The organism is Allobosea psychrotolerans (assembly GCF_002917105.1).
Taxonomy (GTDB): Bacteria; Pseudomonadota; Alphaproteobacteria; order Rhizobiales; family Beijerinckiaceae; genus Allobosea; species Allobosea psychrotolerans.
Map to the genome: position 1 here is coordinate 53,359 of NZ_PQFZ01000001.1, position 16,521 is coordinate 69,879.

The 16,521-nt window shown below is 65.4% G+C and carries 14 protein-coding genes; 7 read left to right on the forward strand and 7 right to left on the reverse strand.

The features are described 5' to 3' along the window. Window positions 1-4 precede the first annotated feature (4 nt). Entirely contained in the window at window positions 5-847 is an 843-nt protein-coding gene (gene fabI, locus CYD53_RS00270; RefSeq protein WP_092167505.1) for an enoyl-ACP reductase FabI, read from the forward strand. A gap of 101 nt (window positions 848-948) precedes the next feature. Here the strand turns inward: fabI and CYD53_RS29790 are convergent, their stop codons facing one another. The 4 genes from CYD53_RS29790 to folP are packed head-to-tail and all read right to left on the reverse strand — an operon-like array spanning window position 949 to window position 3,505. Then, window positions 949-1,746 carry a hypothetical protein gene (locus CYD53_RS29790; RefSeq protein ID WP_146055780.1) on the reverse strand — a complete coding sequence of 266 codons (798 nt, stop codon included), beginning with the start codon at window positions 1,744-1,746 and terminating at the stop codon, window positions 949-951. Between the two features lie 28 nt (window positions 1,747-1,774). Then, the gene (gene folK / locus CYD53_RS00280; RefSeq protein ID WP_103716164.1) at window positions 1,775-2,287 is read right to left on the reverse strand and encodes a 2-amino-4-hydroxy-6-hydroxymethyldihydropteridine diphosphokinase; all 513 of its coding nucleotides are present in this window, start codon (window positions 2,285-2,287) and stop codon (window positions 1,775-1,777) included. Next, on the reverse strand, window positions 2,277-2,651 hold the full coding sequence (folB, locus tag CYD53_RS00285) for a dihydroneopterin aldolase (RefSeq protein WP_181011652.1): 375 nt from the start codon (window positions 2,649-2,651) through the stop codon (window positions 2,277-2,279). Before folB ends, folK begins: the two co-directional genes overlap by 11 nt. After that, on the reverse strand, window positions 2,648-3,505 hold the full coding sequence (gene folP / locus CYD53_RS00290; protein WP_103716166.1) for a dihydropteroate synthase: 858 nt from the start codon (window positions 3,503-3,505) through the stop codon (window positions 2,648-2,650). The genes folB and folP overlap by 4 nt, the downstream gene beginning before the upstream one ends. A 151-nt stretch (window positions 3,506-3,656) precedes the next feature. On the opposite strand from folP, the gene CYD53_RS00295 reads away from it, so the two are divergent. The 5 genes from CYD53_RS00295 (at window position 3,657) to ribB (ending at window position 11,718) form a co-directional block, all read left to right on the forward strand. Continuing rightward, window positions 3,657-4,253 (forward strand): histidine phosphatase family protein, encoded by a 597-nt coding sequence (locus tag CYD53_RS00295; protein WP_103716167.1) that lies wholly within the window; start codon window positions 3,657-3,659, stop codon window positions 4,251-4,253. 272 nt (window positions 4,254-4,525) lie between these two features. Continuing rightward, window positions 4,526-8,539 (forward strand): Pls/PosA family non-ribosomal peptide synthetase, encoded by a 4,014-nt coding sequence (locus CYD53_RS00300; RefSeq protein ID WP_103716168.1) that lies wholly within the window; start codon window positions 4,526-4,528, stop codon window positions 8,537-8,539. 132 nt (window positions 8,540-8,671) lie between these two features. Beyond that, window positions 8,672-9,061: a hypothetical protein gene (locus tag CYD53_RS00305; RefSeq protein WP_103716169.1), complete on the forward strand. Its 390-nt coding sequence runs from the start codon at window positions 8,672-8,674 to the stop codon at window positions 9,059-9,061. A gap of 78 nt (window positions 9,062-9,139) precedes the next feature. After that, window positions 9,140-10,258, forward strand: coding sequence for a chorismate synthase (gene aroC, locus CYD53_RS00310; protein ID WP_103716170.1), 1,119 nt, complete (start codon window positions 9,140-9,142; stop codon window positions 10,256-10,258). 182 nt (window positions 10,259-10,440) lie between these two features. Further along, window positions 10,441-11,718 (forward strand): 3,4-dihydroxy-2-butanone-4-phosphate synthase, encoded by a 1,278-nt coding sequence (gene ribB, locus CYD53_RS00315; RefSeq protein WP_103716171.1) that lies wholly within the window; start codon window positions 10,441-10,443, stop codon window positions 11,716-11,718. Between the two features lie 49 nt (window positions 11,719-11,767). Here the strand turns inward: ribB and CYD53_RS00320 are convergent, their stop codons facing one another. Further along, the gene (locus tag CYD53_RS00320) at window positions 11,768-12,697 is read right to left on the reverse strand and encodes a histone deacetylase family protein (RefSeq protein ID WP_103716619.1); all 930 of its coding nucleotides are present in this window, start codon (window positions 12,695-12,697) and stop codon (window positions 11,768-11,770) included. A gap of 229 nt (window positions 12,698-12,926) precedes the next feature. On the opposite strand from CYD53_RS00320, the gene CYD53_RS00325 reads away from it, so the two are divergent. Then, on the forward strand, window positions 12,927-13,523 hold the full coding sequence (locus CYD53_RS00325; protein ID WP_103716620.1) for a L,D-transpeptidase: 597 nt from the start codon (window positions 12,927-12,929) through the stop codon (window positions 13,521-13,523). Window positions 13,524-13,828: 305 nt separating this feature from the next. On the opposite strand, the gene CYD53_RS00330 is transcribed toward CYD53_RS00325, so the two are convergent. Next, on the reverse strand, window positions 13,829-14,725 hold the full coding sequence (locus tag CYD53_RS00330) for a metallophosphoesterase (RefSeq protein WP_103716172.1): 897 nt from the start codon (window positions 14,723-14,725) through the stop codon (window positions 13,829-13,831). A 396-nt stretch (window positions 14,726-15,121) separates the two neighbouring features. After that, window positions 15,122-16,501, reverse strand: a complete 1,380-nt coding sequence (locus tag CYD53_RS00335; RefSeq protein ID WP_103716173.1) for an aspartate aminotransferase family protein — start codon at window positions 16,499-16,501, stop codon at window positions 15,122-15,124. Between the last annotated feature and the right edge of the window lie 20 nt (window positions 16,502-16,521).

Here is a 16,521-nt window from a genome sequence, read left to right on the forward strand (position 1 = left end):
TCCGATGCCTGACGCCATCACCGCCGTCCTTCCGACCGCCAATCTGCTCAAGGGCAAGCGCGGCCTCGTGATGGGTGTCGCCAATAACCGCTCGATCGCCTGGGGTATTGCCAAGGCCGCCGCCGATGCCGGTGCGGAACTCGCCTTCACCTATCAGGGCGATGCGCTGAAGAAGCGCGTCGAGCCCCTGGCGAAGGAACTCGGCGGCCATGTCGTCGGCCATTGCGACGTCACCGATTCGGCCTCGATCGACGCCGTCTTCGCCGAGATCGAGAAGCTCTGGGGCAAGCTCGACTTCGTCGTTCACTGCATCGCCTTCTCCGACAAGGACGAGTTGACCGGGCGCTATGTCGAGACCAGCGAGGCGAACTTCACGAAGTCGCTCCTGATCTCCTGCTACTCCTTCACCGCCGTGACACAGCGCGCGGAGAAGCTGATGAGCGATGGCGGCGCCATGCTGACGCTGACCTATTACGGCGCCGAGAAGTGGATGCCGCATTACAACGTCATGGGCGTCGCCAAGGCCGCGCTCGAGGCGAGCGTGCAATATCTCGCCGCCGATCTCGGCCCCTCGAAGATCCGCGTCAACGCGATCTCGGCCGGGCCGATCAAGACGCTGGCGGCGTCGGGCATCGGCGATTTCCGCTACATTCTGCGCTGGAACGAGTACAATTCGCCGCTGCGCCGCACCGTGACGATCGAGGAGGTCGGCGAGACCGCCGTCTTCCTGGTCTCCGACATGTCGCGCGGCATCACCGGCGAGATCCTGCATGTCGATGCGGGCTATCATGTCGTCGGTATGAAGGTGCCGACCGCGCCGGATATCTCGCTCGAACGCAGCGAGTGAGCGGGCAGCCGTCCCGCTCCAAAGTTCTGCCATCGATCGAATCGCGGAGCGCTATCGGCTCGGGGCCTGCCCCGAGCCGATAGCGCTTTACGAGATGGCGTTCAGTTGATCGCCTTGATGCTTCCGAAGATCGCGTCGAGTTCCTTGCCATGCGACTCGCGCTCCTCGTCGGAGCCCCAGACCGTCAGCATGATCATGCGGTTTTCGCCGGCGGGCAGCAGGATGAAGTCGACCTTCGTCGGGCCGTTCCCGTCGGTGGTGCGGTACTGGAAGACCGTGGCCGGAATGCCGTTCAAGGGAGCCTCGGCCTTGATCGGCTCGACCTTCTTGATCTTGTTGTCCTTCATCCAGGCATCGTTGTTGGCGAGCATCTTGTCGATGTTGCGCGCATCGGCAAACTCGACGGAGAAGAACACCGACTCATCCTGCGGGCGGGCGGAATAGCCGTAGTCGATCTCCTGGGTCTTCCAGTTGTTCGGAACGGTGATGGTAACGGCCGGGTTCTTGGTGGGGACGGCGAAGTTTTTCGCATATGCCGGCGCGATCATGAGAAGCGCGGCGACGACGGCGGCGAGGGGACGAGCGAGTGTCATGGTAGGTTCTTTCAAGCCAGGCTCCATCTTGTCGCCTGCAGCGCTTTTCTCCTGCGCCGATGATCGAGATGACGCAACGTTGCTCGCGCGGCACTTTGGATAACGGTTAATTAACCCAAGGGCAGAAGAGCGCGTGCCGAGCGTTGCATTGTTCAGGACTGGGCCGCGACCAACGCTGGCGAACGGAGACCGCCGCGATTGCGAGCAGGTGGCGGGACGATTTCCGTCTTGCCTGGAGCAGTTTCGGATCCGATTGGATCGTTCAACAGCTCCTGCTCTTCGTTTCAACGCGCCTTCTTCACGCAAGCAGGTATCCGCTTCGCTCGAAAACGCTCTAGTCCAGTACGCTCCGCAAGCGCTCGGTCGCCTCCGCGTCCCGCCTGACAGTGGGGTCGGCGAGCTCGTCGCGGAGCTTGGCTGCGGTCCGGCCGCCGATTGCCAGCATGGGCGCGATCTCCGCCAGCGGCGCCAGGGCAAAGGCGCGCTCGGCCAGGCGCGGATGCGGCACCTGCAGGCCGGGCTGGTCGATCTCGGCGTCGCCATAGCTCAGAATGTCGATGTCGAGCGTGCGCGGCCCCCAGCGCTCGAGGCGCTCGCGACCCTGCCGCTTCTCGATGTCGAGGACGAGGGTAAGCAACTCGGTTGCAGGCAGGCTGGTTTCGACCAGTACGGCCATGTTGAGGAATTCCGGCTGGTCGAGCCGTCCCCAGGGCGGCGTCCGGTAGACCGAGGAGATCTTGCCCAGCCTGATCCCGGGATGCGCGGCGAGCGCTTTCAGCGCCGCCGCGAAGGCTGCGACCGGGTCGCCGAGATTGCCGCCGAGCCCGAGCGCGGCCTCAATCGCCACGCTGGTAGCTCAGCTTTATGCCGACGCTGGCGAGCGTGGCATGGATCGGAGGGGCAGGCTTGCGCAGGGTAACTTCGACGCGATTCACCGGGGGAAAGCCGTCGAGCACGGCCATTGCGACGGCGCGCGCCGCTGCTTCCAGGAGGTTGAAGCGCTTGGCGGTGAAGGCATCCGTCACCACACCGACGACCTTGCCGTAATTCACCGTGTCGGCGAGGCTGTCGCTGATCGCCGAGGAGCGCAGGTCGGTCTCCAGCAGGAGGTCGAGCGTGAAGCGCTGCCCGAGCCGCTCCTCCTCCGAGAAGAAGCCGTGATAGGCGTAGATATCGAGCTTCTCGATCAGAATGCTGCCGGTTTCGCTCACGGGGCGCCCTTTGCGGAGTTCAGGCTGGCGGAATTGGCGATGGCGGCCCAGACCTGGAGCGCCTCGCGATGGACGCGCACGTCATGGGCGCGGATGATGGCCGCGCCCTGCGAGACGCCATAGAGATGGCTGCTGATGCTGCCGGCGACGCGCTCGGCGGCAATTTTCTGGCCGGTGATCCGGCCGATCATCGATTTGCGCGAGGCCCCGAGCAGGATCGGGCAACCCAGCTCCTTCAGCCGGCCGAGATCGCGGATCAAGGCGAGGTTCTGCGCTGGGGCCTTGCCGAAGCCGATGCCGGGATCGACGACGATCTGGCTGTGCGGCACGCCGGCGGAGGTGGCGATGGCGATGGAGCGCTCCAGGAAGCGCAGCACGTCGTCGAAGATGTCGATGTCGGGATCGATCGTGTCGCGGTTGTGCATCAGGACCATGGGCGCGCCGTAGCGCGCCGCGACCTTGGCGATGGCGGGCTCGCGCTGCGCGCCCCAGATATCGTTGACGATGGCGGCACCTGCGCTCAGCGCGGCTTCGGCAACTTCGACCTTCCATGTGTCGATCGAGACCGGCACCGAGAGCGCGTTGGCGAGACCCGCGACCACGGGCCGCACCCGCGCGATCTCCGTCGCGGCGTCGATGGCGGCATGGCCCGGCCGGGTCGATTCCCCGCCGACATCGATGATGGCAGCCCCCTCCATCGCCAAAGTGAGGCCATGAGCGATCGCCTCCTCCGCATTGGCGAGCAGGCCGCCATCGGAGAAGGAATCGGGCGTGATGTTGACGACGCCCATGATGAGCGGCCGCGCATCGAGGGCGAGGCTATGGCCGTCGGGCAAGGTGAGAGCCAGGGACATTCAAACCTGCTGCAGCAGCGAAGAGCCGCCTATATACGGCGCATCGGGCCTCGGCCAACAGAAAGCGATGGGGCTCGTCATGGCCGCGACGCATGACCGCCGCCCGCGAGGGCCTTTGACGGGCAAAGCGCCAGCGTGCATGAGCCCCCGCATGGTCCCGATCACGCTCCCGCAACGGCTCATTCTCATTCGCCACGGCGAAACCGAGTGGAATCGCGAAGGCCGCCTGCAGGGCGCCCAGGATGTCCCGCTCAACGCTTTGGGGCGGACGCAGGCCGCGGAGGCGGCTGAGCGACTCAAGGCTCTGGCGCCGGATTTCGCGGCGTTCGACTACATTGCTTCGCCGATGGAGCGTGCGCGCGAGACCATGGACATCCTGCGCGGCCAATTGCAGCTGCGGCCTGGGGCTTACCGCATCGACGAACGCTTGCGCGAACTGACCTTCGGCGAGTGGGAAGGCTTCACCTGGCGCGAGATCCGCAAGAGCGAGCGCGAACAGGCGCAGATGCGCGAGCGCGACAAATGGGGCTTCGTCCCGCCGGGCGGCGAGAGCTACCGGATGCTCGCCGAGCGCATCAGGCCCGTGCTGGAAGAACTGCGGCGCGAGACGGTCATCGTCAGCCATGGCGGCATTGCGCGTGCCGTCCTGGCATTGGTTGGGGCGGTGTCTCCGCAGAAGGCCGCGCTGGTCGATATCTGGCAGGGCAAGATCCTGGTGGTGTCGGGCAATCAAGCCGACTGGCTCTGAAAATGCCGTGGGAGTAGTCTGCTGTTGCGGCAGCGTGGTGGAACCCAAGCGTTCATCACGGGTTCAGTCAGGGTTTGGCAAGGTCGATCTGCTAAGGCAGTTTCGTGCAGCGGTGGCATGCTCGGCCGGTAAGGCACAGCGGGAAGAGCGCATCGGGGGGTGTGGCTCGCCCGTGTTTTTTTGAAGGTGCGTCGCAGGGGTGCGAGTGCCTGGTTCGAGGGTGCTTTCCGCCTCGCTCCGGGATGTCGTGGTTCTGAGCGCAGCGGGGCGCGATGAACGACATCAGCAATCTGTCGGCAAAGACGGCCGTGTTGGGCGCGCAGCCGCTCGCGACTTTGACGGGCGAGAAGCGCCTGGATTTGATTCGAGACGAGGTTCTGGGCGAGATCTTCGCCGCGACCGTCGCAGTGCGCGGCGGCGAGACCGCCTTGCGTGATGGCGCGCGACGCTTGAGCTATGCCGAGGTCTGGGCGGCTGCCGGGCGGCAGGCGCGTGGATTGTCCCTCGCGGGCGTCGGTCCCGGCGACATGGTCGGCCTGTGGATGCCGCGCGGCATCGATCTCCTGATCGCGCAGATCGCGATCGCGCGTTCAGGTGCGGCCTGGGTGCCGTTCGACGCCGAGGCGCCTGTCGAGCGGATCGCCGTTTGCCTGAAGGACGCCGAGGCCAAGGGCATCGTCACCTCCGCGGATTGGCAAGGCAGGGCAGCGGGAACGGACCGCACCGTCTGGAGCCCAGAGGATCTGGCGGCTGGCGACGACGGCGCTGAGATGCCGGCGCGGGCAGCCGGCCTGACCAAGGACCATCCCGCCTATCTCATCTACACCTCCGGCTCGACGGGCACGCCCAAGGCGATCGTCATCAGCCATCGCAACATCTGCCATTTTCTGCGCTCGGGGAACGCCTTCTACGGCATCGGCCCCGACGACGTCGTGTTCCAGGGCGCTTCCGTCGCCTTCGACCTGTCGATGGAGGAGATCTGGACGCCTTATCTGGTTGGGGCGGCTCTGTATGTCGCGAGCCCCGAGACCATGGGCGATGCGGAGAAGCTCCCGGCCCTGTTGACCGAGGCCGGCGTGACCGTGATCGACACGGTGCCGACCCTGCTCGGCATCCTGCCCTCGGACGTGCCTTCGCTCAGGCTGATCCTGCTCGGCGGCGAGGCTCTGCCGCCGGCGATCGTCCAGAAATGGTCGCGGCCGGGACGGCGCATCCTCAACACCTATGGCCCGACCGAGGCGACCGTGGTCGCGACCGCGGCCGAGGTCCTGCCGGGCGAGGTCGTGACGATCGGGCGGCCGATCGCCAACTACACCGCCTATATCGTCAATGAGGCCATACAACTGGTTGGCCCCGGCGAGCAGGGCGAATTGCTGATCGGCGGCCCCGGCGTCGCCAAGGGCTATCATGGCCGCCCTGAGCTGACGGCCGAGAAATTCATCGCCAATCCCTTCGGCGGGATCGACGATCCGGTGCTCTATCGCTCCGGCGATGCGGTCAGTCTTGATGTCGACGGCAATATCGTCTTCCACGGCCGCATCGACGATCAGATCAAGATCCGCGGCTTCCGGGTCGAACTCGGCGAGATCGAATCGAAGCTCGCCGACGAGCCGGGCGTCAGCCAGGCCGCCGTGGTGCTGCGCATCGATGACGAGATCGAACGGCTCGTCGCCTTCGTCGTGGCCGAGCCCGGCGTGGCGGTCGATGGCGCGGCCTTGCGCGCGGCGCTGCGCGACAAGCTGCCGCCCTATATGGTGCCGGCGCATTTCGAGGCTGTGGGCTCGCTGCCGCGCATGGTCTCCGGCAAGGTCGACCGCAAGATGCTCAAGGCGGCGCCGCTGACGGCGCCGAGCGCGGCTGGCGAGCAGGAGCCGCCGCGCAACGCGACGGAAGCGGCGCTGCTGGACGCCGCCAAGCGCGTACTGGGTGCGGCCAGCCTGCCGCTCGATGCCGATTTCTTCATGGATCTCGGCGGTCACTCGTTGCTGGCCGCGCGCTTCATCTCGATCGTGCGCGAGACGCCGGCCTATGCCGGCATCACGCTGCAGGATGTCTATGGCGCGCGCACCCTGCGCGGCATGGCGGCGCTGCTCGACGGGCGCGGCATTGCGGAGGTCGAGGATCTTTCCTTCACGCCACCGCCGTTTCTGCGCCGTTTCCTCTGCGGCCTCGCCCAGGCCGCGGTGCTGCCGATCCTCATCGGCCTGTCGACTGCGCAATGGCTCGGCATCTTCGTCACCTACATGATCATGTCGGGCGAGGATCTGTCGCTGACCGGCCAGGTTTTCGCGCTGCTCGGCGTCTATGTCGCGATCACCATCGTGACCGGGCTGATTGCGATCGCGCTGAAATGGATCGTACTCGGCCGGACCAAGCCGGGCGTCTATCCGCTTTGGGGTGTCTATTATTTCCGCTGGTGGTTCGCGGCCCGCGTCGCCGGACTCGTGCACATCAAATGGCTCCAGGGCACGCCGGTGATGCGGTTCTACTGGCGCCTGCTTGGCGCCAAGGTCGGCCGCGACGTCATCATCTCGGATTATGAAGCCGGAGCGATCGACCTGATCGAGATCGGCGAAGGCACCGCACTCGGCTCCAAGACCACATTCGCCAATGGCGAGGCGATGGGCGACAAGCTGATCATTGGTCGGATCAGCATCGGCAAGGATGTCTCGGCGGGCGCCTCCGTCGTGTTCGGTCATGGCAGTGTCATCGGCGACCATGCCGAGATCTGCGATTTGAGCGCGATTCCGCCCCAGACCCATGTCGGCGAGGCCGAAATCTGGGACGGCACGCCCGCGCGCAAGACCGGCATGGTCGATCTCGCCTCGCTGCCGCCGCAGGCGCAGGCCAGCACCCGTCGGCGCGCTGCGATGACGGCCTTCTACGTCGCCATGCTGATCGTGCTGCCGCCGGTCAGCCTGCTGCCGATCTTCCCGGCCTTCTGGCTGTTCGACCAGATCGACGACTGGGTCGCGAGCTGGTCCGAAATCAGCTATCTCTGGTATCTGCCGCTCCTGACCTGGCCGACGGCGATCGGTCTGATCGCCTTCACTGTCTTCCTGATGGCGGGATTGCGCTGGGCGATCCTGCCGCGCGTGACCTCGGGCTCGTATTCGATCCATTCCGGCTTCTACGCCCGCAAATGGACCGTGGCGCTGGCGACCGAGGTGACGCTCGAGACGCTGTCCTCGCTGTTTGCGACGATCTATATGCGGGCCTGGTACCGCATCATGGGTGCGCACATCGGCCAGGGCGCCGAAATCTCGACCAATCTCTCGGGCCGCTACGACCTCACCGGCATCGGCGCCGGCAATTTCATCGCCGACGAGGTCGTCTTCGGCGACGAGGACATGCGGCGCGGCTATATGCGGCTCGACATGACCCGGACGGGCGATCAGGTCTTCGTCGGCAACGACGCGGTCGTGCCGCCGGGCGCGGTCATTCCCGACCGCGTGCTGATCGGCATCAAGTCGAAGCCGCCTGCCAACGAGTTGATGCAGCCCGGCGATACCTGGTTCGGCTCGCCGCCGATCCGCCTGCCGACGCGCCAGAAGGTCGATCTCGGCGCCGACTGGACCTATAAGCCGTCATTGGGCAAGCAGTTCGCGCGCGGCATCTTCGAGGCATTCCATACCTCGTTCCCGGCGATGCTGTTCATCACCTTCGGTACGATCGCGGTCGATCTCGTGCTGCAGCGTGAGATCAACCATCAGGATTGGCTCGGCCTTGCCGTTTCCTTCACCGTTGTCGCCATGATCATCGCAATCACGCAGGCGCTGATCTGCGCCGCGATCAAGTGGCTGATGATGGGCGTCTACAGGCCGGTGATGAAGCCGATGTGGTCTTGGTGGGCGATGCGCACCGAGGCCGTGGCGGTGCTGTATTGGGGATTGGGCGGCAAGGTGCTGTTCGACCATCTGCGCGGCACGCCGTTCCTGCCCTGGTTCCTGATGCTGTTCGGCGCCAAGTTCGGCAAGGGCTGCTGGCTCGACACGACCGACATCACCGAGTTCGACTGCGTCAAGATGGGCGATTTCTGCACCGTCAACGCCCATTCGGCCCTGCAGACGCATCTCTACGAGGATCGTGTCATGAAGGTCGGCCGGGTCCATCTCGGCAAGGGCGTCTGCGTCGGCGCGGGCGCGACCGTGCTCTACGACACCCATGTCGGCGACTACGCCCAGATCGGCCTGCTGACCGTGATCATGAAGGGCGAAAACCTGCCGGCGCATACGCGCTGGGAGGGCGCCCCCGCGGTGCCGGCAAAGGCGCTGGCGGCACACTGAGACTGCTGGGATAAAGATGGCCTCCGACAGGTGGCCATCTTGCAGAACACTGGGACAGGCGCCGCCACTCCATTGCTAGTGCGCCTTCACCCGCATAGCCTGAGGTCAGGTGCTGCGGGCGAGATCGGGTTCATGGGAAAATCGGTTGTCCTGGCGGCGGTGAGCGCTGTGCTGCTGGCGGGCTGCAACGCTCATACCGTCACGGTTCCAGCCGGTGGGAACGCGATCGTCAGCCAGCTCGCTATGTTCCAGCTTCATGCCTGCACGAGTTGGGAGCCGCCGCGCGCGAAGCTGGACCAGCTGCCCATCAATGGCACCGCTTCCATCGGGCAGATCAAGGGCGTCATCACCGCTCCATCTCACCCCTGCGCTGGGACGGTGCTCGACCGCACGGTGGTCAGCTACACGCCGCGCCCCGGCTTCGTCGGTCAGGACAGCCTCTCAGTGACCTATGACTACATCACCAATGATGCCGGTGGCCGTGGCAACCAGACGGATACGGTGACGATACAGGTTCGATGATCCGACATTCTGGGGCTATGTTTGACGTCCGGCGGTAGCTTCACTAAGTCCGCCACGTTGCTCCGCGTCAGGCTGCCCATGTCACACAATACCTTCGGCCATCTTTTCCGCGTCACGACCTTCGGCGAGAGCCATGGGCCGGCGATCGGCTGCGTCGTCGATGGCTGCCCGCCGCTGCTGCCGCTGACCGAGGCCGATATCCAGGTCGAGCTCGATCGCCGCCGGCCCGGGCAGTCGCGTTTCACCACGCAGCGCCAGGAGCCCGACCAGGTGCGGATCGTCTCGGGCGTCTTCGCGCGCGAGAGCGATGGCGTGCAGGTTACGACCGGGACCGCGATCGGGCTGATGATCGACAATGTCGACCAGCGCTCGAAGGACTATTCGGACATCAAGGACAAGTACCGGCCCGGCCATGCCGATTTCACCTATGACGTGAAATACGGAATTCGCGATTATCGCGGCGGCGGGCGCTCCTCGGCGCGCGAGACGGCGATGCGGGTCGCGGCTGGCGCGATCGCGCGCAAGGTCGTGCCCGGCATGGTGGTGCGCGGCGCGCTGGTGCAGATGGGGCCGCACAAGATCGACCGCAACAACTGGGATTGGGCCGAGATCGGCAACAACCCGTTCTTCTGCCCCGACGCCAAGGCGGCCCAGCTGTTCGAGAGCTATCTCGACGGGATCAGGAAATCCGGCTCCTCGATCGGCGCCGTGCTGGAGATCGTCGCGGAGGGCGTGCCGGCGGGCCTGGGCGCGCCGATCTATGGCAAGCTCGATGCGGAGATCGCCGCCGCCCTGATGAGCATCAACGCGGTCAAGGGCGTCGAGATCGGCGATGGTTTCGGTGCAGCCGAGCTGTCGGGGGAGGAGAATGCCGACGAGATGCGCGCCGGCAATGACGGCCGGCCGCTGTTCCTGTCGAACCATGCCGGCGGCGTTCTCGGCGGCATCTCGACCGGGCAGCCGATCGTGGCGCGCTTCGCGGTGAAGCCGACCTCCTCGATCCTGGCGACGCGGGCGACCGTGACGCGTACCGGCGGTGAGGCCGAGATGTTCACCAAGGGCCGCCACGATCCTTGTGTCGGCATCCGTGCCGTGCCGGTTGGCGAGGCGATGCTCGCCTGCGTGCTGGCGGACCAGTATCTGCGCCACCGCGCGCAGGTTGGCGTGATGGAGCCGCGCTGGCCGTTTCAGCCGTAGCGAGCCGTCATTCTCGGGCCGCGCCAGCGGACCCGAGAGGCTCTGGCAGAAGAGGGGCCTGTTCCGGGAAGAGATGCCCCAGGGCAGGCCCGAGCATGACGGCGGGAGCATGCGTTTCAGCAATACTGAAAATGCTCTCCCGCTTCATTGCAACTGAAGCCGCCGCGCATTAGCTTGCGCTCATGAAACTCGACGCCTGGCTCCAGCAGAACAAAATCGGCCGCAGCGCCTTTGCGCGGCAGGTCGGGCTGTCGCCGGCGAGCGTCACCGCGCTCTGCAACGATCAGAGCGCCTGGATCTCGCGCGAAAGCGCCGAGCGTATCGCCGCCGCCACGGGCGGTTCCGTCACCCCCAATGATTTTCTCGGCCTTGTCGGGCCGCGGGAGGCTGCCATGTCCAGCAATGTCACCCAGGCCATCGAGGCTTTCGCGCGCGGCGACATCGTCATCGTCACCGATGACGACGACCGTGAGAACGAGGGCGATCTCATCGTCGCCGCCTCGCTCTGCACGCCGGAGAAGATGGCCTTCATCATCCGCAACACCTGCGGCATCGTTTGCGCGCCGCTGACCGCGAGCGAAGCGCGCCGCCTGCGACTCGACCCGATGGTGTCGTCGAACGATGCCCCGCTCGGCACCGCCTTCACGGTCACGGTGGACGTCAAGCATGGGCTGACCACCGGCATCTCGGCCGAGCAGCGCTGCAATACGGTGCGCGCGCTCGCCAACGGCAATATGGGCGCGGCCGACTTCGTGCGGCCCGGCCATGTCTTTCCGCTGATCGCCAAGGATGGCGGCGTGCTGATGCGCTCGGGCCATACCGAAGCTGCCGTCGATCTCTGCAAGCTTGCGAGCCTGCCGCAGGTCGGCGTGATCTGCGAGCTCGCCAATGACGATGGCACGGTGATGAAGGGGCCACAGATCACGGCCTTCGCCCAGAAGCATGGATTGCAGCAGATCACGGTTGCGGATCTGATCGCCTATCGCCAGTCGCGCGAGAAGCTGGTCGAACGGGTGCACAGCTTTCCGGTGAAGACCGCCTTCGGCGAGATGACAGGGCATGTCTACATCACGCCCTTCGAGGATACGCAGCATTTCGCCTTCGTGATGGGCAAGATCGGCGATGGCGAAAAGGTGCCGGCGCTGTTGCACCGGGCCAATGTCGTCGCCGATGTGCTCGGCGGCGCGCCCTCGATCCAGTGTGCGCTGAAGCGCTTCCAGCGGGATGGCCGCGGCGTGCTGATCTATCTGCGCGACGGCTCGGCTGGCGTGCCGATCAAGAGCGTCGAGGATGGTTCCGACGCGCAGCGCACGCAGCAATGGCGCGAGGTCGGGCTGGGCGCACAGATCCTGCGCGACATCGGCGTCGGCTCGATCGTCAACCTTGCCTCCTCGCCGCGTTCCTTCGTGGGGCTGAGCGGCTTCGGAATCGAGATCGCGGACACGCAACCGCTGGAGTAGGGCTCGTCATTCCGGGGTCTCGGCTGCGCGAAGACCCCGGAATGTCGCTCTAACCGCGCATCAGTGCCATGACATGAGCCGCGGCCGAGCGCGACAGGCCCTCGAGGTCGTAGCCGCCTTCCAGGACCGAGACGATGCGCCCCTTGGCGTGGCGGTCGGCGATCTCCATCAGCTTCTGCGTTGCCCAGGCGAAGTCGGATTCCTTCAGATTGATATTGGCGAGCGGGTCGCGCCAATGCGCGTCGAAGCCGGCCGAGATGATGACGAGGTCGGGTGCGAAGGCTTCGATCCGCGGCAGCAGCGCTGCCTCGAAGGCCTCGCGGAACTCCTCGGAGGCGTCGCCGGCCCGCAAGGGGGCGTTGACGATGGTGCCGTGCTGGCCGCGCTCCGAGGCTGCGCCGGTGCCGGGATAGAGCGGCATCTCATGGCTCGAGGCGTAGAGCACGCTCGGATCATCCCAGAAGATCTCTTGCGTGCCGTTGCCGTGATGCACGTCCCAATCGACGATGGCGACGCGCTCGACGCCATGGGCCTTCTGGGCGTGGCGGGCAGCTATCGCGGCGTTGTTGAAGAAGCAGAAGCCCATCGCCTTGTCGCTCTCGGCATGGTGACCAGGCGGGCGCGTGGCGCAGAAGGCGTTGGCGATGGCGCCGCGCATGACCTCGTCGACGGCGAAGGTCGCAGCGCCGACGCCGCGTAGCGCAGCCTCGACCGTTCCCGGCGACATCAGCGTGTCCGCGTCGATCTGGACGAGGCCGGTTTTGGGGCCGGCTGCGATCACGGCCTGCGCAAAGGTGGGCGGGTGGCAAAGCGTGACCTGCTCCAGCAGGCCCAGCGGCGCGGTCGCGCGAATCAGGCCCGCGAAGCGCTCGTCCTCCAGCGCCTGCTCGACGGCGCGAATGCGCTCGATGCGCTCGGGATGGCCGGCGGGAGTCTCATGCAGGAGGCTGGCCGGATGCGTGATCAGGAGGGTCGTCACGGAAAAGGCGCCTCGCATTGCGGGTTACCGGGGATCAGCGTGGCCGCTTTGCAACGGTCCGCCGGGAAGAGCACGAATCGGCAACCACGGCGGGAACGAGATTGCGCCATCTATGTTACCAGCCTAGTCGTTCGCTCGTTTTTCCGTGCCGCGGCCTGTGTTTGGCGTCACAAAACGTTAACCTTCGATTCATCATAAAAGTCGCCGCAGGGCCGCTTGGATGGAATGCATGAAACAGACTGTGATCGTATCTCTGGCACTGTCGGTCCTTCTGGGCGCCTGCCAATATAAAAGCGTGAATGCGCCGGCCTTGTCCGCACGCGACGCCGAATATATCGCGCTGGTGCCGAAGTTCGAGCATTACGTCACGCAGCTTCCTTATGAGATCACCGATCCGACCGGGCTCGCGCCCGGCACGATCCTGATCGATACGACCGAGAAATATCTCTATTATGTCGAGCCGAACAAGAAGGCGATCCGCTATGCGGTCGCCACGGGCGACGAGGCCTTCGGCTGGACCGGCGAAGCCGTGATCCAGCGCAAGGCCGAGTGGCCGCGCTGGACGCCGCCGGCCGAGATGCTGGTGCGCTGGCCGCATCTGAAGCCCTTCGCCGGCGGCATGGAAGGCGGCCCGGAGAACCCGCTGGGTGCGCGCGCGCTGTATCTCTACCAGAACGGGCGCGACACGCTTTACCGCATCCATGGCACCAACGAGCCCGAGACGATCGGCCATTCCGCCTCGTCGGGCTGCATCCGCATGCGCAATATCGATGTGGTCGACCTGTTCAACCGCGTGCCGGTCGGCACGAAGGTGATCGTTCGCTGAGGGTGCGGCGGCGCCTGGAGCTGGATGCGAAAAAGTGGGAACCGGTTTTTCGCATTGATCCTGCTCTAACTCCTTGATGAGAGACGGATTCAGATTTCAGATGGAGACACTTTGTGACTCCGTCTGAAATCATCCGGCTCTAGCGCGCCGCGTATCCTTGGGACCGCGCTGTCGTTCCGGACGCAGAGAAGCGAAGGTCTGGAATCTATCGTAGAGTTCCGGAGTCCTTTGATGGAGTCCGGATCTGCGCCGCTGACGCGGCTTGTCCGGAATGACGGCGCGTTTCTGAGGCAAAGCAGAAAACGCTAGCCCAGCTCCACCATCACGATCTCCGGCGGCATGCCGAGCCTGACCGGCAGGATGCTGGTGCCGATTCCCCCCGAAACGATCAGGTCGCGCCCGTCACGCTCGCGGATATGGCCGTAGGCGTAACGCTGGCCATAGCGCGAAGGCACGACCGGCGCCCAGCCGAACAACCTGACCTGGCCGCCATGGGTATGGCCCGACAAGGTCAGCGCGATGCGCGGCGGCATGCGCACGAAGGCGTCGGGCTCATGCGCCATCATGATCACTGGCGCGCCGTCGTCATCGATCTGGGCCAGTGTCCCGGCGAGGTCGTCGACGCCATGGGGCAGGCCCTGGACGCGCTGCAGGAAGGCGATCTGGTCGCCGAGGCCGGCGAGCCAGAGCGGGCCCGCCGCCGTGTCGAGCTTCATTGCACGGTTTTCCAGCACGGCGATGCCGTTGGCTGCCAGCGCTGCGCCCACCTGGGTCGGACCCGAGCGGGCGGTTTGCGTCGGCCTGTCGTGCCACCAGTCATGGTTGCCCAGCACGGCGTAGACCCCGTCCTTGGCCTGAAGCCGTGCGAGCTCTCCCGCCCAGGCCTGCATGGGCGGGTCCGAGGCGCGGCGCTCGCGGCTCGCGACGAAATCGCCGAGCAGGAGCGTCAGGTCAGGTTTCAAGGCGTTGGCCTGCGTCACGATGCCGGCGACGCGCGCGAGCGGGACGTGAAACCCGCCGATGTGCAGATCGGAGATCACGGCCAGACGCAAGCGCCGGCGGGCCGGCCAACCGCGCGGCGTCAGGCCATAGCGCGTCACGCGCAGCTGCTCCGGCTCCCAGCCCGCGGCATAGCCGGTTGTGCCGAGGCCGGCAAAAAAAAGACCGGCGAGAGCTTGGAGAACTCTGCGCCGGTCAATCATTGAGGGTCTCGAAGAATCTTCGAAGATCAGTCGTCGATGCCATCGCGAAGGACACCGGCAAGCCGGGATGGTTCATCCTTCGCGTCGTCATCCAACGCGGCTGATATGCATCTCGTTCCATCGGCAACTGCGGGAAAGGCGATTGGACGGAAACGAAAAGCATCGACTTCCCTAGCGGAGGTAACGTGGAAGCCCGCGCTCACTTGCGTCGTTGCACGAGATATTGGGTGAAATCATGGCCGCGGACGTTGTCGATTTTAGCAGGCCGATGGTTCCTGGCCATCGGTCGACGCCATACTGGCGAACGATCCCGCCGCTGGCGCGGCGTGATCGTGATCTCTCCGTGTCAAATTGTATGCTGCCGTAACCGGCCGCCACAATGATGAACGAGGAGGCTCAGGCGGCCAGCAGGCCCTCGGCCTTGGCCCAGTCGAGGGTCTTGTTCAGGGCGCGCTCATAGCGGTTGAACATCTCCTCGATCTCGGCCTCGGTGATGATCAACGGCGGGCAGAACGCGACGCGGTCGCCCATGGCGCGGGTGATCAGGCCTTCTTCCTGCGCGAAGACCACCGATTTGGCGCCGACGCCCTTCTTGGCCTCGAACGGGGCCTTGGTCTGCTTGTCCTTGACCAGCTCGACGCCGCCGATCAGGCCGACGCCACGCGCCTCGCCGACCAGCGGATGCTCGCCGAGCTTCTCCAGCCGCTTGACGAAGGTCGGGGAGACCTTGCGGACATGGTCGACGATCTTCTCGCGCTGGTAGATCTCGAGCGTCTTGACCGCGATCGCGCAGCCGACGGGATGGCCGGCATAGGTGTTGCCATGGCCGAAGACGCCGATCTTGCGGCTCTGGTCGACGAGCACGTCATAGACCGGCTCGCTCAGCATCACCGCACTGAGCGGGAAATAAGCCGAGGTGATCTGCTTGGCGAGCGAGATCGTATCGGCCTTCATGCCATAGGTCGTGGTGCCGAACATGTTGCCGGTGCGGCCGAAGCCGGTGATGACCTCGTCCGCGATGAAGAGGATGTCGTATTTCGCCAGGATCGCGTTGATCTTCTCGAAATAACCTTCCGGCGGCAGAATCGCGCCACCGGCGCCCATCACCGGCTCGGCGAGGAAGGCGGCGACCGTGTCGGGCCCCTCGCGCAGGATCATCTCCTCGAGCTCGGCGGCAAGCCGCGACGAGAAATCCTGCTCGCTCTCGCCGGGTTCGGCGAAGCGGTAGTGATGCGGGCAGGAGGTGTGCAGGATACCCGGCAGCGGCAGATCGAAATCGATATGGTTGTTGGGCAGGCCGGTCAGCGAGGCCGAGGCGACGGTGACGCCGTGATAGCCCTTCAGCCGCGAGATGATCTTCTTCTTCTGCGGCCGGCCGAGCGCATTGTTCATGTACCAGACGATCTTCACCTGGGTGTCGTTGGCGTCCGAGCCCGACGCGCCATAGAAGATCTTGGAGATCGGAACCGGAGCGATTTCCTTCAGCTTCTCAGCCAACTCGATCGCCGGGTCATGGCTGCGGCCGCCGAAGATATGGGTGAAGGGCAGCTTCTTCATCTGCTCGGTGGCGGTCTCGATCAGCTCCTGATTGGAGTAGCCGAGCGAGGTGCACCACAGCCCCGCCATGCCCTCGATATATTCCTTGCCGGCGGTGTCGTAGACATAGACGCCCTTGCCGCTCTCGAGCACGAGCGGGCCGACCTCGCGATGCGTGGCGAGGTTCGTATAGGGATGGACGAGGGTCTCGATATCGCGGACGGCGAGGTTGGACAGCATCGTGCGGTTCCCGATCCTTA